We start from the raw sequence: 20303 nt of genomic DNA, 5'->3' as shown, positions 1-20303 counted from the left end.
ACTCAGATTCCACTTTGCCACTGCTTGATGGACTCGAACGGATGCAGCAGCATGATCACGTTGAGCGTCAGATTGTCCCGGATGATGTAGCCCGTGCCGAGTTCGAAAATGAGCGCCAGGGCCACGATCACCGATATAGGTAGCTTTCGCGCCATGACAAATCCCAGCACCATGAACAGCGTGTCGGACACCGAGTTGATGATCGAGTCGCCGTAATAGTTGAGCGAGATGGTGCCGGCGCGGTAGCGGTCGATGATGAAGGGACTGTTTTCCAGGAGCTCCCAGCCGCCTTCGATGAGGACCGCAAAGGCGAGCCTCAGCCCGACCGGCGAGCGTGGGAACAGAAATGTCGCCAGCGCATAGAACAGGAAGCCGTGGATGACGTGCGAGAAGGTGTACCAGTCGGCGATGTGCTGGGAGTTCTCCGAGCTGTTGACCACGCCGTGCCAGAGCTTGACATAGCCGCAGGTGCAGATCGGCGGATGGCCCATGCCGTACAAGGCGCCTGCCTGGAAGATGACCAAAGCGAGTACGAGCAGCAGGCCCATGCGCCAGCTGTCTTCATAGGCCGAAAGCGTCTTGTCCTCTCCGGATGCGGTCATTCGGTCAGTCCCCCAAAATTTCGTCGTCCTCGGCCGCATCGACGGCCATCAGCACGACGTCCCCATATTGCGAATGCCTCCGGCCGATCGGCCTGAAGCCGGCCTTCTCATAGGCACGGATGGCGCGGGCATTGCCGGGATGCGGATCGATGATGACGCGCGGCGCGCCCTCCTCGAAAAGCTCCTCGACGAACTGACGCACAATGGCCGGGCCATGACCGATGCCGACCAGCTCCGGCGGACCGATCGACAGATCGATGCCCAGCGTGCCGAACGGCTGGTCGGCATAAGGATGGTCGTCCTCCATATGCGGATCGTAGCTTTGCAGGTAGGCGATCTGCCTGCCGTCGAGCTCGACGATCAGCGGCTCCACCGAGACCGAACCGATATGCTCGCGGATTTCGGCGATTTCCTTCTCCGGGTCGCCCCACCATTCGGCCATATGCGGCTCTTTGAGCCAGCCGGCGATCATCGGCAGGTCCTTAACCGTGACCGGCCGAAAATCATAGCTGTGTTCTTGTTCGGCCATGATCTCTTCCAAAAACCGGGTCCCACTTTTTGGGATCATGGCCAGTTGCATCAGGCGGCATCGAGCGTTTCGACGACGAAGTTGTTGTTGGTGTAGACGCAGATATCGGACGCGATCTGCATCGCCTTTCGGGCGATCGCCTCGGCATCCATGTCGGTGTCGATCAGCGCGCGGGCCGCTGCCAGCGCGTAATTGCCGCCGGAGCCGATGGCCATGATGCCATGTTCGGGCTCGAGCACGTCGCCATTGCCGGTCAGCGCCAGTGAGACCGACTTGTCGGCGACCAGCATCATGGCTTCGAGGCGGCGCAGGTAGCGGTCGGTACGCCAGTCCTTGGCGAGCTCGACGCAGGCGCGCGTCAGCTGGTCGGGATATTGTTCGAGCTTGGCTTCGAGCCGCTCGAGCAAGGTGAAGGCGTCCGCGGTGGCGCCGGCGAAGCCGGCAATGACGCTGCCGCCTTTGCCTATGCGGCGCACCTTGCGGGCGTTGCCCTTCATGATCGTCTGGCCAAGGCTGACCTGGCCGTCGCCGGCGATCACGACCTTGTTGCCCTTGCGCACACTGACGATGGTCGTGGCGTGCATGGTCAGTTCATTCGACATATGCTGCTCCGATACGCGCTATCCCTTGAAAGGCGATTGGCGCGGTACGAGTGAGATTGATCGGCCATATGTATGCACATGGCCAACGATTGCAAACCGCTTCCGGCAAGGCGGATTGCCGCCGGAATGGCAACTGGCAATCGCCGGATCATGCTGATAGAAGGCTTTCGTTTTCAAGCCCCGAGGCTTCCGTGCAGGGCAATAAGGACAAAGCGATGACGCGTTCCGCCGAAGTCAGCCGCAAGACGAAGGAAACCGAGATTGTCGTTTCGGTCCATGTCGACGGCACCGGAAAGTCCGACATGTCGACCGGCGTCGGCTTCTTCGACCATATGCTCGACCAGCTGTCGCGGCATTCGCTGATCGACATGACGATCAAAGCCAAGGGCGACCTGCATATCGACGACCACCACACGGTCGAGGATACCGGCATCGCGATCGGCCAGGCGCTGAGCAAGGCGCTGGGCGAGCGGCGCGGCATCATGCGTTACGCCTCGATCGAGCTTGCCATGGACGAGACGCTGACCAGGGCTGCGATCGACGTCTCCGGCCGGCCCTTCCTGGTCTGGAACGTCGCCTTCTCGTCGCCCAAGATCGGAACCTTCGACACCGAGCTGGTGCGCGAGTTCTTCCAGGCGTTGGCACAGAATGCCGGCATCACTCTGCATGTGACCAACCATTATGGCGCCAACAACCATCATATCGCCGAGACCTGCTTCAAGGCGGTGGCGCGGGTGCTGCGCGCGGCGCTGGAGCCTGATCCGCGCCAGCCCGACGCGGTGCCTTCCACCAAGGGATCCCTGAAAGGATAGCCCTATGGCGATCTATGTCGTGATGGAGCCGCCGGCCGGCAACAAAGCCGAGGACGCAAGTCTCGTGCGCGACAGCTTCACCTGGCTGGGTTTCCTGGTCGCGCCGCTCTGGCTTGCCTGGCACCGGCTGTGGATCGAGGCGGCATTGACCTTCATCGTCATGGCGATCCTGTCGGTGGCGGGTGAGCGGCTGGGGCTCGAATGGGCCGGATCGATGCTTTCGCTGCTGGTCTCGCTCTATGTCGGCTTCGAAGGCCGGGGGCTGCGCATCGCGGCGCTGCGCCGGCGCGGCTGGCGCGAATGGGGCGTGGTCGAGGCCGACAATCTCGACGATGCCGAGATGCGCCATGCGCTGGAAACCGGCGACGGTGGGGAGGAGAAGGCGCCCATGCCGCGAATCGTGCCGGACGCATCGCTGGCGCGTCCGCCGCAAACCGGCATGGCGCTGGGACTGACCCATACGCCCGGAAGGCCCTGACATGCGGGTAGCCATCATCGACTACGGCTCGGGCAATCTGCGCTCGGCCACCAAGGCCTTCGAGCGCGCTGCGCATGAGGCGGGCCTTGCCGCGACCATCGAGCTTACGGCCGACGCCGAGCGCGTGCGTTCCGCCGACCGCATCGTGCTGCCGGGCGTCGGCGCCTATGCCGACTGCGCCGCCGGCCTGCGCGCGGTGTCAGGCATGTGGGAGGCGGTGGAGGAAGTCGCCATTGCCAAGGGGCGGCCGTTCCTCGGCATCTGCGTCGGCATGCAGCTGATGTCGGAACGCGGGCTGGAGAAGACCGTCACCCAAGGGCTCGGCTGGATCGCGGGCGACGTCAAGGAGATCACGCCGTCCGATCCGGCGCTGAAGATCCCGCAGATCGGCTGGAACACGATCGAGCTTACGCGCCGGCATCCGCTGTTTTCCGGCATCGAGACCGGCCCGAAGGGGCTGCACGCCTATTTCGTCCATTCCTATCACCTGGAAGCAACGAACCCGGCCGAGATCGTGGCGACCGCAGACTATGGCGGCGCGGTGACGGCCGCGATTGCCCGCGACAATCTCGCCGGCACGCAGTTCCATCCCGAAAAGAGCCAGGCGCTCGGCCTGGCGCTGATCACCAATTTCCTGAAATGGAGGCCCTAAATGAGCAAGAAGGGCTATTGGATCGTCATGCTCACCGTGACCGATACCCAGGGCTATCAGCGTTATCGTGACGCCATCGGCGATGCCACTTCCAGTTTCGGAGGCCGCTATCTCGTCCGCGGGGGACCTGCCACGAACCCCGAAGGATCGGATTTTGGCAGGCACGTCGTGGTCGAATTCGATTCCTATGAGACCGCTTTGAATTGCTACCGCTCGGAGGCTTACCAAAGAGCGCTGAAACACAGGCGGGCAGCATCAACTGGACACTTCGTCATCGTCGAGGGCGCCTGAGCGTGATCCTTTTTCCGGCAATAGACCTCAAGGACGGCCAATGCGTGCGCCTGAAACACGGCGACATGGCCACCGCCACAATCTACAATGACGACCCCGCCGCGCAGGCCAAGGCCTTCGAGGAGCAGGGCTTCGAGTGGCTGCATGTCGTCGACCTCAACGGCGCCTTCAAGGGCCAAAGCGTCAACAGCGCCGCGGTCGGCGCCATCCTCAAGGCGACCAAGAACCCGGTGCAGCTCGGCGGCGGCATCCGCACCTTGCCGCAGATCGAGGATTGGCTGGATCGCGGCCTGGCCCGCGTCATCCTGGGCACGGTCGCGGTGCGCGAGCCGGAGCTGGTCAAGCAAGCCTGCAAGGCTTTCCCGGGCAAGGTCGCCGTCGGCATCGACGCCAAGGGCGGCAAGGTGGCGGTCGAAGGCTGGGCCGAAGCCTCCGAACTCGGCGTCATCGAGCTGGCGAAGAAATTCGAAGGCGCGGGCGTGGCGGCCATCATCTACACCGACATCGACCGCGACGGCGTGCTTTCCGGCATCAACTGGGATTCGACGATCAGCCTCGCCGAGGCGGTGTCCATTCCGGTGATCGCGTCCGGCGGCCTCGCCTCGATTGCCGACATCGTGCGCATGACCATGCCCGATGCGCAAAAACTCGAAGGCGCGATCTCCGGCCGCGCCCTATATGACGGGCGTATCGACCCGGCCGAGGCGCTGGCGATCCTGCGCGGCGAGAGGGCGGAGGCAAGACCGTGAATATTTCGATCATCCTGGCATCCTATGACAGCGGCCATTTCCATGGCGGCTGCGGCCAGGGCCCGGACGCGCTGATCTCCGGCGGACTGGCCGAGGCGCTGAAGCTCGCCGGCCACGACGTCGAGGTGTATGACATCGGCAAGGTGGTCGAGGATGAGCAGGAGCGCGAGATCGGCACCGGCTTTGCCGTCTGCAACGCCGTTTCGGGCGAGGTCCGCATCGCGCTGGACAAGGAGCGGTTTCCGATCGTGCTGGCCGGCAACTGCCTGACCAGCGCAGGCGCTGTGGCCGGCGCGGGCGCCGATGCCATCATCTGGGCCGATCAGCATGGCGACCTCAACACGCCGGAGACCTCCACCACCGGCTTCCTCGACGGCATGGCGCTGGCCACCGTGCTCGGCCTCTGCTGGCGGCCGATGGCGAACCAGATCCCCGGCTTCAAGCCGGTCGATCCGTCGCGCTGCGTTCTGGTCAATGCGCGCGACCTCGACAGCGCGGAGAAGGAGCTGCTGGAAAAGCTGCCGATCATCCGAACCGAGTGTCCGGACTGGAAGAGCGCGGCGCAAAGACTGAAGGCCGACGGCGCCCGGCAAGTCCACATGCATGTCGACCTCGACGTGCACGACCCCGAGAAGCTGCAGGCCAACCGCTACACCACGCCCGGCGGTCCGGCGCCCGAGCAGGTGCGCACCGCGATGTGCGGCCTGGCCGGCCCGCTCAGCATCGCCGGGCTGACCATTTCCGCCTACGATCCCGCCTTCGATCCCAAGGGCGACGTGCCGCCGCTGGTCGGCGAGTTGGTGGTCGACCTGCTCTCGACGCTGGAAGGCAAGTGATGCTCAAGGCCCGCGTCATCCCTTGCCTGGACGTCAAGAACGGCCGCGTGGTCAAGGGGGTCAATTTCGTCGATCTCGTCGATGCCGGCGATCCGGTCGAAGCCGCCAAGGCCTATGACGCGGCAGGAGCCGACGAACTCTGCTTCCTCGACATCACCGCATCGTCGGACAACCGCGAGACGATCTTCGACGTGGTCGCCAGGACGGCCGAGCAATGCTTCATGCCGCTCACCGTCGGCGGCGGCGTGCGCCAGGTGGCCGACATCCGCAAGCTGCTCCTGGCCGGCGCCGACAAGGTATCGATCAACACGGCAGCGGTGAAGAACCCGGATTTCGTCGCGGAGGCCGCCGACAAATTCGGCAACCAGTGCATCGTCGTGGCGATCGACGCCAAGAAGGTGTCGGGGCAAGGCGAGGCCGACCGCTGGGAGATCTTCACCCATGGCGGACGCGAGAAGACGGGCATCGACGCCGTCGACTTCGCCAGACGCATGGTCGAGCGCGGCGCCGGCGAGATCCTGCTCACCTCGATGGACCGCGACGGCACCAAGGCCGGCTACGACATTGCGCTGACACGCGCGATCGCCGACGCGGTGCGCGTGCCGGTGATCGCATCGGGCGGCGTCGGAACGCTCGATCACCTGGTCGAAGGCGTCCGCGACGGCCATGCGGGCGCGGTGCTGGCCGCCTCGATCTTCCATTTCGGCACCTACACGATCGCCGAGGCCAAGGCGCATATGGCCAGAGCCGGCCTGCCGATGCGGCTGGACTCGGCGGTTCATCGGGCTTAAAGCATGATCCCGAAAAGCGGGACCCGGTTTTCGGAAAAGATCATGCTTAAACAAGTAGATAGATGACTGTTATGGCAGACTTTTCGCTCGCCGAGCTTGAATCGATCATCGATCAGCGCGCCCATTCCGGCGATCCCGACTCGTGGACGGCGAAGCTGTTCGCCAAGGGCATGGACAAGGCGGCGCAGAAGCTCGGCGAGGAGGCGGTCGAGACGGTAATTGCCGCCATCAAGGGGGACAAGAAAACCCTCGTTTCGGAAAGCGCCGATCTTATATATCATTGGCTGGTCGTCCTCGGCATCGCAGGGGTTCCTCTGGACGACGTGCTCAAGGAGCTCGAAGGCCGCACGGGCCGTTCGGGCATCGCCGAAAAGGCAGCCCGGTCAAAGGGTTGAAAGAGACGGATAGAGCATGATGTCGTCCGAAAACCGCTTCACACTTTTCGGCATCATGCTCTAGGAGGGCAGGAGACTCGATGGACCAGCTTGCTCCTACCGAGAAATATTCCCCCTATCGATTCTTCTCCGCCGAGCAATGGTCGCAGTTCCGCGCCGACACGCCGCTGACGCTGACCGAGGACGAGATCGATCGGCTGCGCTCGCTCAACGACCCGGTCGACCTCCAAGAGGTCAAGCGCATCTATCTGTCGCTGTCGCGGCTGCTCTCGGCCCATGTCGAGGCAAGCCAGCTTCTGTTCCGGCAGCGCCAGGCTTTCTTCAACGCTCAGGATGTCGTCAAGACGCCTTTCATCATCGGCATTGCCGGCTCGGTCGCGGTCGGCAAGTCGACCACGGCGCGCGTGCTGAAGGAGCTTCTGGCGCGCTGGCCGTCAAGCCCGAAGGTCGACCTCATCACCACCGACGGCTTCCTGTTGCCGAACGAGATCCTGCGCCGCGAGAACCTCATGGAGCGCAAGGGGTTCCCCGAGAGCTACGACGTCGGCGCGCTGCTCAGGTTCCTGTCCGGCATGAAGTCGGCCCAAAGCAGCGTCCGCGCGCCGGTCTATTCGCACCTGACCTACGACGTCATCCCCGGCGAGTTCGTCACCATCGACCGTCCCGACATATTGATCTTCGAAGGCATCAACGTGCTGCAGCCGGGCAAGCTGCCGAAAGACGGCAAGATCGTGCCGTTCCTGTCCGACTTCTTCGACTTCGCCATCTATATCGATGCAGACGAGAAGCTGATCCATCAGTGGTACATCCAGCGCTTCATGCGGCTGCGCGAGACCGCCTTCCGCAATCCGGACTCCTTCTTCCACCGCTATTCGCAACTCTCCGAGGATGCCGCGCGGGCCATAGCCGAGGGACTCTGGGCCAATATCAACCTCAAGAACCTGCGCGAGAACATCCTGCCGACCAGGGCGCGGGCCGATCTCATCCTGCGCAAGGGCACCAACCACCTGATCGAGGAAGTGGCGTTGAGGAAGCTGTGAGGCCGCGCGTGAGCCGCGCGGCACCGGCCGACTTTCAGGTTTCTTAAGAGATTCCTGCAAGAAACCGACCAGGCAACAGGCAAGGTTTCATGCAACGGCTGCTGGCACTGCCGAAGCCATATCTGTTCGTGTTCGCGGCCGCATCCATCGCGGCAGCGGTGCTCGCTTGCGCGACCGTGGTTGCGATCCTTGCGCCGGGCCTCGACTCGCACTTTGCCGACAAGGATTTCGCCAACTACTGGATGGCGTCCAGATTGCTGCTTTCCGGCAGGGTGCAGGACCTGTTCGGGCCTTGGGACGTCTATTTCAGCCACCTCAAGGAGGCTTTCGGCAGCGGATATCCCTGGCACAACTGGAGCTATCCGCCGCATTTCCTCTTCCTGATCTGGCCATTCGGATTGCTTGGCTACAAGACCGCGCTGCTGCTTTTCCTGGCAACGACAGGCATCGCTTTCCTTTTCGCCTATCGCGCGTTCATCGGCGAACGGAACCTGATGGCTTGGGTCGCCGCAATGCCCTTCGTGGTTCTCAATTTCTGGGCCGCCCAGAACGGCTATCTCTGCGCGGCCCTGGCGCTCGGCGCGCTGGCACTGCGTGAAAAAAGGCCGATCATTGCCGGCATCCTGCTCGGCCTGCTGACGATCAAGCCGCAGCTCGGCCTGTTGTTTCCCTTCCTGCTGGTGGCCGAGCGGCGTTGGACCGTCATCGCCAGCGCCATCATAACCACGCTGCTGCTGGTGGCAGCCTCGGCCGCTGTCTTCGGGCCCGACACGTGGCGCGGCTATATCCAAAATGTCGTGCCGTACCAGAACGCGGTCATGAGGGTGCTCGAGGGCCTGTTCCTGGCGATGATGCCCTCCGTCTATGGCGCGCTCCGCAACTGGAACTTCGGTCCGGACCTGGCGCTCATGCTGCATCTCTCGGTCGCCGCGCCCGTGGCGCTAATCGTCATCATAGCCTTCTTCCGTCTCGGCGATGCGCGCGACCGCAGCATTCTTTTGCTGATCGCCACATTTATCATCACGCCTTATGCGCTTACCTACGATCTCGGCCTGCTTGCCGGCGCGCTCGGGCTGATGGCTTTGAAGGACCCGCCATTGCCCGAGGGCAAGGCCCGGATCACCATCTTGACCTTGGCGATGCTGCTTCCTCTCGCCATGATCCAGTTTGGATTGCTGAAAATCCCGCTCGCCGCGGTTGTCATGTTCGCGCTCCTTGTTGTGGCATTGCGCGACGCCGGCCTTACGCCTGACCTCCTGCGGCGGCGTGTGAGCGCCAAGATGGACGCGGCGCCATAGAGTCTTTGTTTTTGCGCAATTGCGAGCGGAAAACCGCTACGAACGCTTACGCCAGGGACGGCTCCCCGGAGAGTTCGGTCTTGCGGCCTGTCGTCCATATCGAAAGCAGCATCCACGCGGCGAGGAACAGCGGGATCAGGACAGCGACGCAATATCCGCCCCAGGTGAAAAAATGCGTGACGAAAGGCCAGAGCCAGCAAATCGCCAATATCAGTCGAGGCGGCCTCGAAACCATCGTGGCGAGCATCGCCACCGCTACGGCCACGCCGATCGTGTCGTAGGTGTAGCCATAGGGCGTGGCAAGGATTGCAAGGACAGCGGTAAGCGCCACGCGTTCCTGATGCGAAACCAGGCGCCCCGGCCTCCAGAGCCAGACCGCCGCGGCAATGGAGACGATGGTCGCGACCGCCTGCACGCCATAGGCGGCGGTCAGCCCAAAACCGATCGCTCTTGCCGTGAAAAACACCGTTATCGCGTTGTACTGATAGGGCTGCGGATAAGGCGCCTCCATGATCGACGTCATCAAGGGACGGGTCTCGGTCAGGAACAGCCGCCAGACGTCGAAGCCGAAGAACAGGCCGGTGGCGACGGCGATCAGGGCGGCAGTCCCGATGGCCGCGAGAATGGCTCGCCAGTTGCCGCTGGCGAGCAGGCAGAAAGGCACGAGAATGCCGAGATGCGGCTTGATCGTCAGCAGGCCGAACAGTATCCCGGCCAGCAGCGGACGCTTTGGCGCCACAGCGAGGCCTCCAATCAACAGGGCAGTCGTCAGCGCGCCGTTCTGGCCGAACACCGAGTTCCAGATCACCGCGGGGCTGAGGACAATCGCCAGTTCCAGGGCCGCTCCGAGCTTCAGCGGCCGGATAGCCAGCCACAGGCACAGAACGGTTCCAATCGTCCAGACCAGGTAGGCAGGCAGGATCGGCAGGGTCGCAAGCGGAACGCCGAGCAACAGGATGTTCGGCGGATAGCTCCATTCCTGATTGGGAAGGTCGGGCGAGAACATGTCGCGCAGCGCCGCGCGGTAGGCGTCCACGTCGAAGAGGGTAGCAACATGGCCGTCGACGGCCATGCGGGAACCAGCCCAGAGATTGGTGAAGTCCCAATAGGGAAGCCTGTGCGAAAGTTCAGAAAGACCTTTGCTGTTCAGGTTCCACAACATGCTCAGGTAGATGTCGGCCATCCACAGAGCGATGATCGATACGACCGTGACGATGGCCACGTCCAAGAGGCTTCGGGTCCTGATCCAATTCGGTTCCATGGCGACCTCGGTTTCGCAACCGTGCTTGTAGCTGAGCTGTCCTTAAAATCGCGTTGCCGCAGGCATGGTCAGCCGGGCTCCGTCACCCGCCGCAGCGTCAGATTGATGCGGCCGCCATTCTTCAAGAGGGCCGACGTCGCGGGGTAGATGCGGTCGACGCCATGGAAGGCGAGGCGCCCCTCGCCGCCGAGAACGACGACGTCGCCGCTCTTCAGCCTGAACGACTTCGTGCCGCCCTCGCGCCTGTCCTCGCCGACCCGGAACAGGCAGTCGTCGCCCAGCGAGACCGACACCACGGGCGCGGCGAAATCCTTCTCGTCGCGGTCCTGGTGCAGGCCCATCTTGGCATCCGCCGAATAGAAATTGACCAGGCAGGCCTCGGGCGGATGCAGGTAGGCCGAGACTTCGCGCCATATTTTCAGCAGCGCCTCGGGGATCGGCGGCCAGGGCTCGCCCGTCACCGGATGCGTCGGCTGGTAGCGATAGCCGCGCTCCTTGTCGGTCACCCAGCCAAGCGCGCCGCAATTGGTCATGCGCACGCTCATCTCCTTGCCGGTGCGCGGCATGGCCGGCACATAGAGGGGCGCCGCCTGCACGACGCGCCGGATCTCCTCGACCAGCGCCTCCTGGGCGGGGCGGGCGATGTAGCCCGGCATATGGCGGACGCCTTTGGGCAGAACGAGCATGGGTCGATCCGGTTTATCCGCGCTACAGCATGATGCCGAAAAATGTGAAGCGGTTTTCGGACGACATCATGCTCTATCTCTTTGATTTAGAGCCGGATTCAGATTTCAGGTCGCTTCGACCTGAAATCATCCGGCTCTAAAGCGTGCCGCGCTGAAACGGATTCATGCGGCACGCTTTAAGTCTTTGTTTTTATGCATGTCGTTGTCCCAGAACCGCTGCACACTTCTGGGCGACATGCATTAGCATGCCACCGGCAAACGGAAACGGCGACCCGAAAGCCGCCGTTCCTGTTCTTGCAAGCCGATCGCCGGTTCAGGCGAGGTCCGGTATGCGCAGCACCTGGCCGGGATAGATCTTGTCGGGATGCGTCAGCATCGGCTTGTTGGCCTCGAAGATGATGTTGTTCTTCGCGCCCTTACCCTTGCCGTATTGCTTTTCGGCGATCTTCCAGAGGTTATCGCCCTTCTGGACCGTATAGAGCGTCGGTTCCTTGGCCGGCGCCGCCGCCTTGCCGGCTTCGGGCGCGACTTTCAGCTCGTCTGCCTGCACCTTGGAGACGCCGAGCGTGTTGCCGACGGCGATCACCGCCTTCTCGAAGACCGACTGATCCTTGACGGTGCCCTTCAGCACCGCGGTATCGCCTTGAACGGCAACCTCGACGCCGTCCGTGCCCAGTCTGTGCGAATCGAGCTCCTTCTTCAACGTGTCCGCGTTTGGCGATGCCTCGTCGTCGCCGCCAAGCCCGAGCTTCTTGCCGACGCCTTTGACGAAATCGAAAATACCCATTGCTGGTCTCCTCGCTGTTGCAGCAACCCGAGCTTGCCATCTGCAACCCTGAATTGGAAGCAGCCGATTCAACCGTGCCAGAGCGGTTCACCGTTTCAGGGAAACGGCGAACCACTCTATCTCTTTGTTTTGACGCAATTCCGGACGGAAGGCTACGGCGTGGGCGCCGAGCCTAACCGCTCCCACTTTTCCTGGAATTGCTCTAATCGTTCTCGACCCGACCGCGCAGCTTCTTCACCGTCGACCGGCCTGCCTTGCTCTTGAGGCGGCGCTCCACGGCGCCTTTGGACGGCCTGGTCTTCTTGCGCGGCGGCGGCGGCGGCTCGGCCGCCTTGGCGATCAGCGCGGTCAGGCGCATCCGCGCGTCGGCGCGGTTCTGCTCCTGGGTGCGGAAGCGGCCGGCCTCGATGACGATGACGCCGTCCTTGGTGGCGCGCTGGCCGGCAACCTTGATGGCGCGCTCGCGCACGCGCTCGGACAGGCCCGATGCGTTCGCGGCGTCGAAGCGCAGTTGCACGGCGGTGGCCACCTTGTTGACGTTCTGGCCGCCCGGGCCCGACGAGCGGATGAAATCCTCGTGCAGGTCGCCCGGGTGGATAATTGCTTCGCCGGTAATGATGATGTCGTCGTCGCTCGCCATGCATGCACTCATGACGCGATGGCCACAAAAAGAAAAGGCCCGGTGTGAACCGGGCCCTTGAAGCAAGACGCTCGAGCATTCACCGTTTCACGGAAACGGCGAACCGCCCTATCTCTTTGTTTTGGCGCAATTCCGGACGGAAAACCGCTCGCACTTTTCCTGGAATTGCTCTAGAGGCCGCGATTATTCGGCCGCTTCCTGCAGCCGCGGCGCGGCGCCGAGGATGGTCGCGTCGACATGGCCTTCGAACTTCTCGAAATTGACAGCGAACATGCCGACCAGCTTCGCGGCCTGGCGGTCGTAACCGGCCTTGTCCGCCCAGGTCGAGCGCGGATCGAGAATGGCGCCGTCGATGCCCGGAACCGCGACCGGCACCTCGAAGCCGAAGTTGGCGTCGGTGCGGAACTCGGCCGATTTCAGCGAACCGTCGAGCGCGGCGCCCAGCAGGGCCCGCGTCACCTTGATCGGCATACGGCGGCCGGTGCCGTAGGCGCCGCCGGTCCAGCCGGTGTTGACCAGCCAGCAGTCGACGCCATGGCTGGCGATCAGCTCGCGCAGCAGATTGCCGTATTCGGACGGGTGGCGCGGCATGAACGGGGCGCCGAAGCAGGTCGAGAACGTCGCCTCCGGTTCGGTGACGCCCTTTTCCGTGCCCGCAACCTTGGCGGTATAGCCCGACAGGAAGTGGTACATCGCCTGCGCCGGCGTCAGCCTGGCGATCGGCGGCATGACGCCGAAAGCGTCGGCCGTCAGCATTATGATGTTCTTCGGATGGCCGGCGCGGCCGGTGTTCGAGGCGTTGGGGATGAAGTCCAGCGGGTAGGCGCAGCGCGTGTTTTCGGTGAGGCTGCCGTCGTTGAAATCCGGCACGCGGCCGGCATCGAGCACGACATTTTCCAGCACCGTGCCGAAGCGCTGCGTGGTGGCGAAGATTTCCGGCTCGGCCTCGGCCGAAAGCCTGATCGTCTTGGCGTAGCAGCCGCCCTCGAAATTGAAGATGCCGTGCGGACCCCAGCCGTGCTCGTCGTCGCCGATCAGCGTACGCGACGGATCCGCGGAAAGCGTCGTCTTGCCGGTGCCGGACAGGCCGAAGAAGACGGCCGTGTCGCCGTCCGGCCCCTCATTGGCCGAACAATGCATCGGCATCACGCCCTTTGCCGGCAGCAGATAGTTCAGCATGGTGAACACCGACTTCTTCATTTCGCCGGCATAGGAGGTGCCGCCGATCAGCACGATCCTGCGGGTGAGATCGACCGCGATCACCGTTTCGGTGCGGGTGCCGTGGCGTGCCGGGTCGGCGCGGAAGGAGGGCAGGTCGATGATCGTCATCTGCGGCGCGAAGCGCTCGAGCTCCGCGGCTTCGGGGCGGATCAAAAGATTGCGGATGAACAGCGAATGCCAGGCGAATTCGGTGACGACCCGGGTCGTCAGCTTCAGCTCGGCGTCGGCGCCGCCGACGAGGTCCTGGACGTAGAGGTCCTTGCCGGCTGCATGGGCCTTGAAATCGGCGAACAGCGCTTCGAACTGCGCCGGCGTGACCGATTTGTTGTTGTCCCACCAGACATGCGGGCCGGTCGCCTCGTCGCGCACGACGAACTTGTCCTTGGGCGAACGCCCGGTGTGCTGGCCGGTTTCGGCGACCAGCGCGCCCTGCGCGGTCAATCTCGCCTCGCCGCGCCGGATCGCTTCCTCATAGAGTTCGGCCGCGCCAAGATTGTAGCGCACCATGCCCGTGGTCTTCAGGCCGATCGCGTCAATAGCGCAGTCGGGGTTGCGTTTGCCGGCTTCCGACATCAAATTTCCTCTCTGGATTTGGCCGCGTCTGACGGTGATTTCCCGAAGCGCGCGCCGGGGGCTGTCAGGTTCAGAAACAGAAAAGCCGAATGATATCAAATCATTAATCGATTTAAAAAATTTGAAAGTTGTTTAAATCGTTTATATGTGCAAAAAGTCATAGAGGTTGCCCAAAGGATTGGCAGGGTTGCTTCGTCCAATCCCAATAGGGGTGCGATGGTGTGTAGCGGCAGGCCGCCCGTGACTTCGGACAAGGCCCGTGCCACATTTTGTACCCAATTTGTCCTGCAAAAGCCCCTTCTCGACGACAGAAGGGAACGCTCATGAGGGAGCCAGTTGAAATGGCAACAATCGCGCTTGTCGACGACGACCGCAATATTTTGACTTCGGTGTCGATCGCGCTCGAGTCCGAGGGCTATCGGGTCGAAACCTACACCGACGGTGCGTCGGCGCTGGAAGGCCTGGCGGCTCGGCCGCCTAACCTCGCCATCCTCGACATCAAGATGCCGCGCATGGACGGCATGGAGCTGTTGCGCCGCATGCGCCAGAAGTCGGACCTGCCGGTCATCTTCTTGACGTCGAAGGACGATGAGATCGACGAGTTGTTCGGCCTCAAGATGGGCGCCGACGACTTCATCCGCAAACCGTTCTCGCAGCGACTGCTGGTCGAGCGCGTGCGCGCGGTGCTGCGCCGGACCAGCGCCCGCGAGGCGGCGGCCAAGGCGCCCAGCCAACAGGCGCGCTCGCTCGAACGCGGCCAGCTGGTGATGGACCAGGAGCGGCATACCTGCACCTGGAAGGGCGAGCCGGTGACGCTGACGGTGACCGAGTTCCTCATCCTGCATTCGCTGGCGCAGCGCCCCGGTGTGGTAAAAAGCCGTGATGCGCTGATGGATTCGGCTTATGATGAACAGGTCTATGTCGACGACCGCACCATCGACAGCCACATCAAGCGGCTGCGCAAGAAGTTCAAGGCCGTCGACGACGACTTCGAGATGATCGAAACCCTTTACGGAGTCGGATACCGGTTCCGCGAGGCATGAATAGGCAGTAGGGAGTAGTCGGTAGTCAGTTTTGAATGGTGCGAGCGGCCACTCATGCATAGCCGCGGTCAGCCAACCATTTCTCTATCCCCTACTGCCTACTCACTACTCACCAACTAAGCAGGGCCTGCTATTCGATGGCAGTGGAAGTAGAGCGAGGCAGACGGGCCGGCGCGGCAAGGCGTCAGCCGCGGATCGTGCCCGCATTCCTGTCGAAGATCACCGTGCCGATGCGCCGGTTTCTCGGCCATCACATCTTTTCCAGCCTGACGCGGCGCATCCTGTTCCTCAACCTGGCCGGCCTCGCCGTGCTGGTCACCGGCATCCTCTACCTCAACACCTTCCGCGACGGCCTGATCGACGCCCGTGTCGAGAGCCTGATGACGCAGGGCGAAATCATTGCCGGAGCCATCGCGGCCTCGGCGACGGTGGAAACCGATTCGATCAGCATCGATCCGGAAAAGCTGCTCGAGCTGCAGGCCGGCGAGAGCCTGGGGCCAGGGTCGGACCAGCTCGACAATCTCGACTTCCCGATCAACCCAGAGCGCGTCGCGCCGGTGCTCAGGCGACTGATCTCGCCGACGCGCACGCGCGCGCGCATCTATGACCGCGACGCCAACCTCCTGCTCGATTCCCGGCATCTCTATTCGCGCGGCCAGATCCTGCGCTACGACCTGCCGCCCGTCGACGACGAACAGCCCGGCGCCGTGGAGCGGGTCGAGAAGTTCATCTTCGACTTCTTCCGCAACAAGGACCTGCCCATCTATCACGAGCAGCCCGGCGGCAATGGCGCGGCCTTCCCCGAGGTGGTCAAGGCGCTGACCGGCAGCCCATCGACCATCGTGCGGGTGAGCGAGCAGGGCGAGCAGATCGTCTCCGTCGCGGTGCCGATCCAGCGTTTTCGCGCCGTGCTCGGCGTGCTGATGCTATCCACCGAAGGCGGCGACATCGACAAGATCGTCGCGGCCGAGCGCAAGGCGATCCTGCGCGTGTTCGGGGTGGCGGCTTTAGTCACCGCGATCCTGTCGATGCTTCTGGCGTCCACCATCGCCAATCCGCTGCGGCGGCTGTCCGCCGCCGCCGTCCGGGTGCGGCGCGGCGTCAAGAGCCGCGAGGAAATCCCCGATTTTTCCGACCGCCAGGACGAGATCGGCAATTTGTCCATCGCCGTGCGCGACATGACCAACGCGCTTTACGCGCGCATCGAGGCGATCGAAAGCTTTGCCGCCGACGTGTCGCACGAATTGAAGAACCCGCTGACTTCGCTGCGCAGCGCGGTCGAGACGCTGCCCCTGGCAAAGAACGAGAACTCGCGCGGCCGGCTGATGGAAATCATCCAGCACGATGTGAGGCGGCTCGACCGGCTGATCACCGACATCTCGGATGCCTCGCGGCTCGATGCCGAGCTCGCGCGCGATGATGCGGCAACCGTCGATCTGAAGAAGTTCACCACCGATCTCATCGCGGTCTCGCGCGAGACCACGCGCAACAAGAAGGCTGTCGAGATCGAGCTCAAGGTCGCCAAGCTGCCGGCCGGCGCCAAGGGCTATTTCGTCGTCGGCCATGATCTCAGGATCGGCCAGGTCATCACCAACCTGATCGAGAACGCGCGCTCCTTCGTGCCCGACGAGCATGGCCATATCACCATTTCGCTGGCGCGCGCCGGCAAGTTCAACATCATCACCGTCGACGACAACGGCCCGGGTATCCGGGCGGAGAAGATCGATCGCATCTTCGAGCGCTTCTACACCGACCGGCCCGCCGGCGAGGCGTTCGGCCAGAACTCCGGCCTCGGGCTGTCGATCAGCCGCCAGATCGTCGAGGCGCATGGCGGCACGCTGACGGCCGAGAACATCCCGGGCACCAAGCCCGGCGAGATCAAAGGGGCGCGCTTCGTGGTGACGCTGCCCGCGGAAGGCTGATCGCCTAACCGACATGCCAGACGCAGCCACCAAGCACCGGAACATCCATGGGACGGCCATCCTGATCGGCGAGCGCGGCGTGCTGATCGCCGGGCCGTCGGGCGCCGGCAAGACGACGCTGGCGCTGGCGCTCCTCGATCATTGCCTCGCTCGCGGGGTGTTTTCCCGGCTGGTCGGCGACGACCAGTTGCTTGCGGCAGCGCATGGCGGCCGGCTGGTGTGCCGCGCGCCGGCAACCATCGCCGGCCTGGTCGAGGTGCACGGCATCGGACCGCGGCCGCTTGCCTTCGAACCGGCCGCCGTGATCGACCTTGTGGTTCGGCTTGTCGAACCGGCCGAGATGGCGCGGCTGCAGGACGAAGCCGTCGAAACAATCGACGGCTGCCGGCTACCCCGCATCGACGTCGCCCGGCAAAACGTCACAACCGCGCTGCCGATGCTGATGGCGCGGCTGTCGATCCAGCCTTTTTCATGATCCGGCCTGAAGCGCGCCGCGATCTTCAGATTCGCTCCATGCGCCTTAGGTTTTGATTCTGCGCATGTCTTTGTCCCGAAACCCGCTCCCACTTTCGGGAGACATGCTTTGGTTTTTTGTTGCGATGCGTCAAAATGGCCCGGGCTGCCGCAATTTTGGGCTTGTCAACCGGCCGTGCGTCGACAAGATAGCGCTCCCGCCGCCTAGAATGGCTGGCGAACATAAGATACGCCTATGAAGCGGCGATGACGGGAGCCACCAGAGAATGATCGGACTCGTGCTCGTGACGCACGGTCAACTCGCCACCGAGTTCCGGCATGCCGTAGAGCATGTCGTCGGGCCGCAAGACAATTTCGAAACCGTGGCGATCGGCGCCGACGACGACATGGAGCAGCGCCGGGCCGACATCGTCGACGCGGTTGCGCGCGTCGACACCGGAGCCGGCGTCATCGTGCTCACCGACATGTTCGGCGGCACACCCTCCAACCTTGCCATCTCGGTGATGGAATCCGGCCGCACCGAGGTCATCGCCGGCATGAACCTGCCGATGCTGATTAAGCTCTCCTCGATCCGCAAGGGCGACAACATGGCCGCCGCGCTCGACGAAGCGCAGGCGGCGGGCCGCAAATACATCAATGTCGCCAGCCAGCTCCTGAGCAGCAAATGAACGCATCGGCGCCGGAGAAAGCTGAGGTGGTGCGGGAGTTCCCGATCATCAATCAGCGCGGCCTGCATGCGCGCGCTTCGGCCAAGTTCGTCCAGGTCGCCTCCGGCTTCGACGCCACCATCCATGTCGAGAAGGACGGCGTGAGGGTCGGCGGCACCTCGATCATGGGCCTGATGATGCTGGCGGCAAGCCCGGGCTATTCGATCCGTGTCATCGCCAGCGGTCCGGAAGCCGTGCCGGCCATGGATGCGCTGGAGCAGCTGGTCGCCTCGCGTTTCGGCGAGGAAATCTGATCGCGGGTTTCTTTGCTGGATGCACGTCGTTGTCCCAAAACCGCTTCGCACTTTTGGGCGACATGCATTGCTCCCAAGACATGCGCGCATAAAGATTTCTTTATATCCCATTGTCGTGTGACGGCCGATCTGCTAGTCAGGCCGGCAATTCGCGCCCTCATTGCGCCCTCCCGGCGCCGGCGCGCCTTTGAGATAAATCACACCGGAGCACTGCCATGACGGGTAGCAAGGACTATGTGGTCGCCGACATCTCGCTTGCCGGCTGGGGCCGCAAGGAGATCGAGATCGCCGAAACCGAAATGCCGGGCCTGATGGCCTGCCGCGAGGAGTTCGGCGCCAAGAAGCCGCTCAAGGGCGCGCGCATCACCGGCTCGCTGCATATGACCATCCAGACGGCGGTGCTGATCGAAACGCTGAAGGCGCTGGGCGCGGATGTCCGCTGGGCCTCCTGCAACATCTTCTCGACCCAGGATCACGCGGCCGCTGCGATCGCCGAGGCCGGCATTCCGGTGTTCGCCATCAAGGGCGAGTCGCTGGATGATTATTGGGACTACACCGACCGCATCTTCCAGTGGACCGACGGCGGCATCTCCAACATGATCCTCGACGATGGCGGCGACGCCACCATGTACATCCTGCTCGGCGCGCGCGCCGAGGCCGGCGAGGACGTGCTGTCCAATCCCGGCAGCGAGGAGGAGGAGATCCTGTTCGCCCAGATCAAGAAGCGCCTGAAGGCCTCGCCCGGCTTCTTCACCAAGCAGCGGGAAGCGATCCGCGGCGTCACCGAGGAGACCACCACCGGCGTCAACCGCCTCTACCAGCTGCAGAAGAAGGGCCTGCTGCCCTTCCCGGCGATCAACGTCAACGATTCCGTCACCAAGTCGAAATTCGACAACAAGTATGGCTGCAAGGAATCGCTGGTCGACGGCATCCGCCGCGGCACCGACACGATGATGGCCGGCAAGGTCGCGGTGGTGTGCGGCTATGGCGACGTCGGCAAGGGCTCGTCGGCTTCGCTGCGCGGCGCCGGCGCCCGCGTCAAGGTGACCGAGGTCGACCCGATCTGCGCGCTGCAGGCGGCGATGGACGGCTTCGAGGTCGTCACGCTGGAGGACGCGGCGCCCACCGCCGACATCATCATCACCACCACCGGCAACAAGGATGTCGTCACTCTCGACCATATGCGGGCGATGAAGGACATGGTGATCGTCGGCAATATCGGCCACTTCGACAACGAGATCCAGGTGGCGTCACTGCGCAACCTGAAATGGACCAACGTCAAGCCGCAGGTCGACCTGATCACCTTCCCGGACGGCAAGCGGATGATCCTCCTGTCCGAGGGACGCCTGCTCAACCTCGGCAACGCCACCGGACATCCGAGCTTCGTCATGTCGGCCTCGTTCACCAACCAGGTGCTGGCGCAGATCGAGCTTTTCACCAAGCACGGCCAGTACCAGAACCAGGTCTATGTGCTGCCCAAGCACCTCGACGAGAAGGTGGCGCGGCTGCATCTCGACAAGCTCGGCGCCAAGCTCACCGAGCTATCCGGCGAACAGGCCGCCTATATCGGCGTGACGCCGCAGGGCCCATACAAGCCTGAACACTACCGCTATTAACCAAAGCGAAATTATCTACCATATATTGAAGCCGGGCGGTTGAC

24 protein-coding genes are annotated in these 20303 nt (G+C 63.4%); 16 read left to right on the top strand and 8 right to left on the bottom strand.

What is annotated here, in order from left to right; all coding sequences use genetic code 11:
- Positions 1–2: 2 nt before the first annotated feature.
- The 3 genes from AC0L2L_RS00995 to hslV are packed head-to-tail and all read right to left on the bottom strand — an operon-like array spanning position 3 to position 1733.
- On the bottom strand, positions 3–602 hold the full coding sequence (locus AC0L2L_RS00995; protein ID WP_473575543.1) for a DUF2585 domain-containing protein: 600 nt from the start codon (positions 600–602) through the stop codon (positions 3–5).
- A 4-nt stretch (positions 603–606) separates the two neighbouring features.
- Entirely contained in the window at positions 607–1131 is a 525-nt protein-coding gene (locus AC0L2L_RS00990) for a GNAT family N-acetyltransferase (RefSeq protein ID WP_473575541.1), read from the bottom strand.
- A gap of 50 nt (positions 1132–1181) precedes the next feature.
- The gene (gene hslV / locus AC0L2L_RS00985) at positions 1182–1733 is read right to left on the bottom strand and encodes an ATP-dependent protease subunit HslV (RefSeq protein WP_027166978.1); all 552 of its coding nucleotides are present in this window, start codon (positions 1731–1733) and stop codon (positions 1182–1184) included.
- A gap of 215 nt (positions 1734–1948) precedes the next feature.
- On the opposite strand from hslV, the gene hisB reads away from it, so the two are divergent.
- The 10 genes from hisB to AC0L2L_RS00935 all read left to right on the top strand — a co-directional run bounded on the left by hisB (position 1949) and on the right by AC0L2L_RS00935 (position 9075).
- Complete coding sequence (hisB, locus tag AC0L2L_RS00980; RefSeq protein WP_473575539.1) at positions 1949–2545, top strand: imidazoleglycerol-phosphate dehydratase HisB; 597 nt, start codon at positions 1949–1951, stop codon at positions 2543–2545.
- Positions 2546–2549: 4 nt separating this feature from the next.
- A complete protein-coding gene (locus tag AC0L2L_RS00975) occupies positions 2550–3023 on the top strand; it encodes a DUF2628 domain-containing protein (protein ID WP_473575537.1) in 474 nt (157 codons plus the stop codon).
- A gap of 1 nt (position 3024) precedes the next feature.
- Complete coding sequence (gene hisH, locus AC0L2L_RS00970; protein WP_473575536.1) at positions 3025–3675, top strand: imidazole glycerol phosphate synthase subunit HisH; 651 nt, start codon at positions 3025–3027, stop codon at positions 3673–3675.
- Positions 3676–3966: a DUF1330 domain-containing protein gene (locus AC0L2L_RS00965; protein ID WP_473575534.1), complete on the top strand. Its 291-nt coding sequence runs from the start codon at positions 3676–3678 to the stop codon at positions 3964–3966.
- Positions 3967–3968: 2 nt separating this feature from the next.
- Positions 3969–4715: a 1-(5-phosphoribosyl)-5-[(5-phosphoribosylamino)methylideneamino]imidazole-4-carboxamide isomerase gene (gene hisA, locus AC0L2L_RS00960; RefSeq protein WP_473575531.1), complete on the top strand. Its 747-nt coding sequence runs from the start codon at positions 3969–3971 to the stop codon at positions 4713–4715.
- Entirely contained in the window at positions 4712–5551 is an 840-nt protein-coding gene (locus AC0L2L_RS00955; RefSeq protein WP_473575529.1) for an arginase family protein, read from the top strand. The genes hisA and AC0L2L_RS00955 overlap by 4 nt, the downstream gene beginning before the upstream one ends.
- Positions 5551–6342, top strand: coding sequence for an imidazole glycerol phosphate synthase subunit HisF (gene hisF, locus AC0L2L_RS00950; RefSeq protein ID WP_473575528.1), 792 nt, complete (start codon positions 5551–5553; stop codon positions 6340–6342). Before AC0L2L_RS00955 ends, hisF begins: the two co-directional genes overlap by 1 nt.
- Before the next feature lie 71 nt (positions 6343–6413).
- Positions 6414–6737, top strand: a complete 324-nt coding sequence (locus AC0L2L_RS00945) for a phosphoribosyl-ATP diphosphatase (protein ID WP_473575526.1) — start codon at positions 6414–6416, stop codon at positions 6735–6737.
- A gap of 80 nt (positions 6738–6817) precedes the next feature.
- On the top strand, positions 6818–7777 hold the full coding sequence (gene coaA / locus AC0L2L_RS00940; RefSeq protein WP_027166969.1) for a type I pantothenate kinase: 960 nt from the start codon (positions 6818–6820) through the stop codon (positions 7775–7777).
- Positions 7778–7866: 89 nt separating this feature from the next.
- Positions 7867–9075: a glycosyltransferase family 87 protein gene (locus tag AC0L2L_RS00935; RefSeq protein ID WP_473575524.1), complete on the top strand. Its 1209-nt coding sequence runs from the start codon at positions 7867–7869 to the stop codon at positions 9073–9075.
- A gap of 46 nt (positions 9076–9121) precedes the next feature.
- Here the strand turns inward: AC0L2L_RS00935 and AC0L2L_RS00930 are convergent, their stop codons facing one another.
- From AC0L2L_RS00930 to AC0L2L_RS00910, 5 genes are all read right to left on the bottom strand, one after another.
- Complete coding sequence (locus AC0L2L_RS00930; protein WP_473575522.1) at positions 9122–10336, bottom strand: glycosyltransferase family 87 protein; 1215 nt, start codon at positions 10334–10336, stop codon at positions 9122–9124.
- Positions 10337–10404: 68 nt separating this feature from the next.
- A complete protein-coding gene (locus AC0L2L_RS00925; RefSeq protein ID WP_473575520.1) occupies positions 10405–11022 on the bottom strand; it encodes an alpha-ketoglutarate-dependent dioxygenase AlkB in 618 nt (205 codons plus the stop codon).
- 313 nt (positions 11023–11335) lie between these two features.
- Complete coding sequence (gene lysM, locus AC0L2L_RS00920) at positions 11336–11809, bottom strand: peptidoglycan-binding protein LysM (RefSeq protein WP_027166963.1); 474 nt, start codon at positions 11807–11809, stop codon at positions 11336–11338.
- A gap of 202 nt (positions 11810–12011) precedes the next feature.
- Complete coding sequence (arfB, locus tag AC0L2L_RS00915) at positions 12012–12449, bottom strand: alternative ribosome rescue aminoacyl-tRNA hydrolase ArfB (RefSeq protein ID WP_473575519.1); 438 nt, start codon at positions 12447–12449, stop codon at positions 12012–12014.
- A gap of 183 nt (positions 12450–12632) precedes the next feature.
- Positions 12633–14243 (bottom strand): phosphoenolpyruvate carboxykinase, encoded by a 1611-nt coding sequence (locus tag AC0L2L_RS00910; protein ID WP_473575517.1) that lies wholly within the window; start codon positions 14241–14243, stop codon positions 12633–12635.
- Between the two features lie 341 nt (positions 14244–14584).
- Here AC0L2L_RS00910 and AC0L2L_RS00905 point away from each other — a divergent pair, with 341 nt between their 5' ends.
- The 6 genes from AC0L2L_RS00905 to ahcY all read left to right on the top strand — a co-directional run bounded on the left by AC0L2L_RS00905 (position 14585) and on the right by ahcY (position 20259).
- Positions 14585–15286, top strand: a complete 702-nt coding sequence (locus AC0L2L_RS00905; protein WP_006201274.1) for a response regulator transcription factor — start codon at positions 14585–14587, stop codon at positions 15284–15286.
- Between the two features lie 137 nt (positions 15287–15423).
- Positions 15424–17208 (top strand): stimulus-sensing domain-containing protein, encoded by a 1785-nt coding sequence (locus tag AC0L2L_RS00900; RefSeq protein WP_473575515.1) that lies wholly within the window; start codon positions 15424–15426, stop codon positions 17206–17208.
- 13 nt (positions 17209–17221) lie between these two features.
- Positions 17222–17683 (top strand): HPr kinase/phosphorylase, encoded by a 462-nt coding sequence (locus tag AC0L2L_RS00895; protein WP_473575513.1) that lies wholly within the window; start codon positions 17222–17224, stop codon positions 17681–17683.
- Between the two features lie 265 nt (positions 17684–17948).
- The gene (locus tag AC0L2L_RS00890) at positions 17949–18350 is read left to right on the top strand and encodes a PTS sugar transporter subunit IIA (RefSeq protein WP_027166957.1); all 402 of its coding nucleotides are present in this window, start codon (positions 17949–17951) and stop codon (positions 18348–18350) included.
- Positions 18347–18643 carry an HPr family phosphocarrier protein gene (locus AC0L2L_RS00885; protein ID WP_473575512.1) on the top strand — a complete coding sequence of 99 codons (297 nt, stop codon included), beginning with the start codon at positions 18347–18349 and terminating at the stop codon, positions 18641–18643. Before AC0L2L_RS00890 ends, AC0L2L_RS00885 begins: the two co-directional genes overlap by 4 nt.
- A gap of 215 nt (positions 18644–18858) precedes the next feature.
- Positions 18859–20259, top strand: coding sequence for an adenosylhomocysteinase (ahcY, locus tag AC0L2L_RS00880; RefSeq protein ID WP_473575511.1), 1401 nt, complete (start codon positions 18859–18861; stop codon positions 20257–20259).
- The last annotated feature ends 44 nt before the right edge of the window (positions 20260–20303 follow it).

The organism is Mesorhizobium sp. WSM4832 (genome assembly GCF_055811115.1).
The sequence above is the reverse complement of the archived record's forward strand: the minus strand, read 5'-3'. Positions and strand labels throughout refer to the sequence as shown.

Bases quoted from the DNA above. Each gene is read 5' to 3' on its own strand.
- AC0L2L_RS00995 (WP_473575543.1), bottom strand. From the start codon at position 602: ATGACCGCATCCGGAGAGGACAAGACGCTTTCGGCCTATGAAGACAGC.
- AC0L2L_RS00990 (WP_473575541.1), bottom strand. From the start codon at position 1,131: ATGGCCGAACAAGAACACAGCTATGATTTTCGGCCGGTCACGGTTAAG.
- hslV (WP_027166978.1), bottom strand. From the start codon at position 1,733: ATGTCGAATGAACTGACCATGCACGCCACGACCATCGTCAGTGTGCGC.
- hisB (WP_473575539.1), top strand. From the start codon at position 1,949: ATGACGCGTTCCGCCGAAGTCAGCCGCAAGACGAAGGAAACCGAGATT.
- AC0L2L_RS00975 (WP_473575537.1), top strand. From the start codon at position 2,550: ATGGCGATCTATGTCGTGATGGAGCCGCCGGCCGGCAACAAAGCCGAG.
- hisH (WP_473575536.1), top strand. From the start codon at position 3,025: ATGCGGGTAGCCATCATCGACTACGGCTCGGGCAATCTGCGCTCGGCC.
- AC0L2L_RS00965 (WP_473575534.1), top strand. From the start codon at position 3,676: ATGAGCAAGAAGGGCTATTGGATCGTCATGCTCACCGTGACCGATACC.
- hisF (WP_473575528.1), top strand. From the start codon at position 5,551: ATGCTCAAGGCCCGCGTCATCCCTTGCCTGGACGTCAAGAACGGCCGC.
- AC0L2L_RS00945 (WP_473575526.1), top strand. From the start codon at position 6,414: ATGGCAGACTTTTCGCTCGCCGAGCTTGAATCGATCATCGATCAGCGC.
- coaA (WP_027166969.1), top strand. From the start codon at position 6,818: ATGGACCAGCTTGCTCCTACCGAGAAATATTCCCCCTATCGATTCTTC.
- AC0L2L_RS00935 (WP_473575524.1), top strand. From the start codon at position 7,867: ATGCAACGGCTGCTGGCACTGCCGAAGCCATATCTGTTCGTGTTCGCG.
- AC0L2L_RS00930 (WP_473575522.1), bottom strand. From the start codon at position 10,336: ATGGAACCGAATTGGATCAGGACCCGAAGCCTCTTGGACGTGGCCATC.
- AC0L2L_RS00925 (WP_473575520.1), bottom strand. From the start codon at position 11,022: ATGCTCGTTCTGCCCAAAGGCGTCCGCCATATGCCGGGCTACATCGCC.
- lysM (WP_027166963.1), bottom strand. From the start codon at position 11,809: ATGGGTATTTTCGATTTCGTCAAAGGCGTCGGCAAGAAGCTCGGGCTT.
- arfB (WP_473575519.1), bottom strand. From the start codon at position 12,449: ATGGCGAGCGACGACGACATCATCATTACCGGCGAAGCAATTATCCAC.
- AC0L2L_RS00910 (WP_473575517.1), bottom strand. From the start codon at position 14,243: ATGTCGGAAGCCGGCAAACGCAACCCCGACTGCGCTATTGACGCGATC.
- AC0L2L_RS00905 (WP_006201274.1), top strand. From the start codon at position 14,585: ATGGCAACAATCGCGCTTGTCGACGACGACCGCAATATTTTGACTTCG.
- AC0L2L_RS00900 (WP_473575515.1), top strand. From the start codon at position 15,424: ATGGCAGTGGAAGTAGAGCGAGGCAGACGGGCCGGCGCGGCAAGGCGT.
- AC0L2L_RS00895 (WP_473575513.1), top strand. From the start codon at position 17,222: ATGCCAGACGCAGCCACCAAGCACCGGAACATCCATGGGACGGCCATC.
- AC0L2L_RS00890 (WP_027166957.1), top strand. From the start codon at position 17,949: ATGATCGGACTCGTGCTCGTGACGCACGGTCAACTCGCCACCGAGTTC.
- AC0L2L_RS00885 (WP_473575512.1), top strand. From the start codon at position 18,347: ATGAACGCATCGGCGCCGGAGAAAGCTGAGGTGGTGCGGGAGTTCCCG.
- ahcY (WP_473575511.1), top strand. From the start codon at position 18,859: ATGACGGGTAGCAAGGACTATGTGGTCGCCGACATCTCGCTTGCCGGC.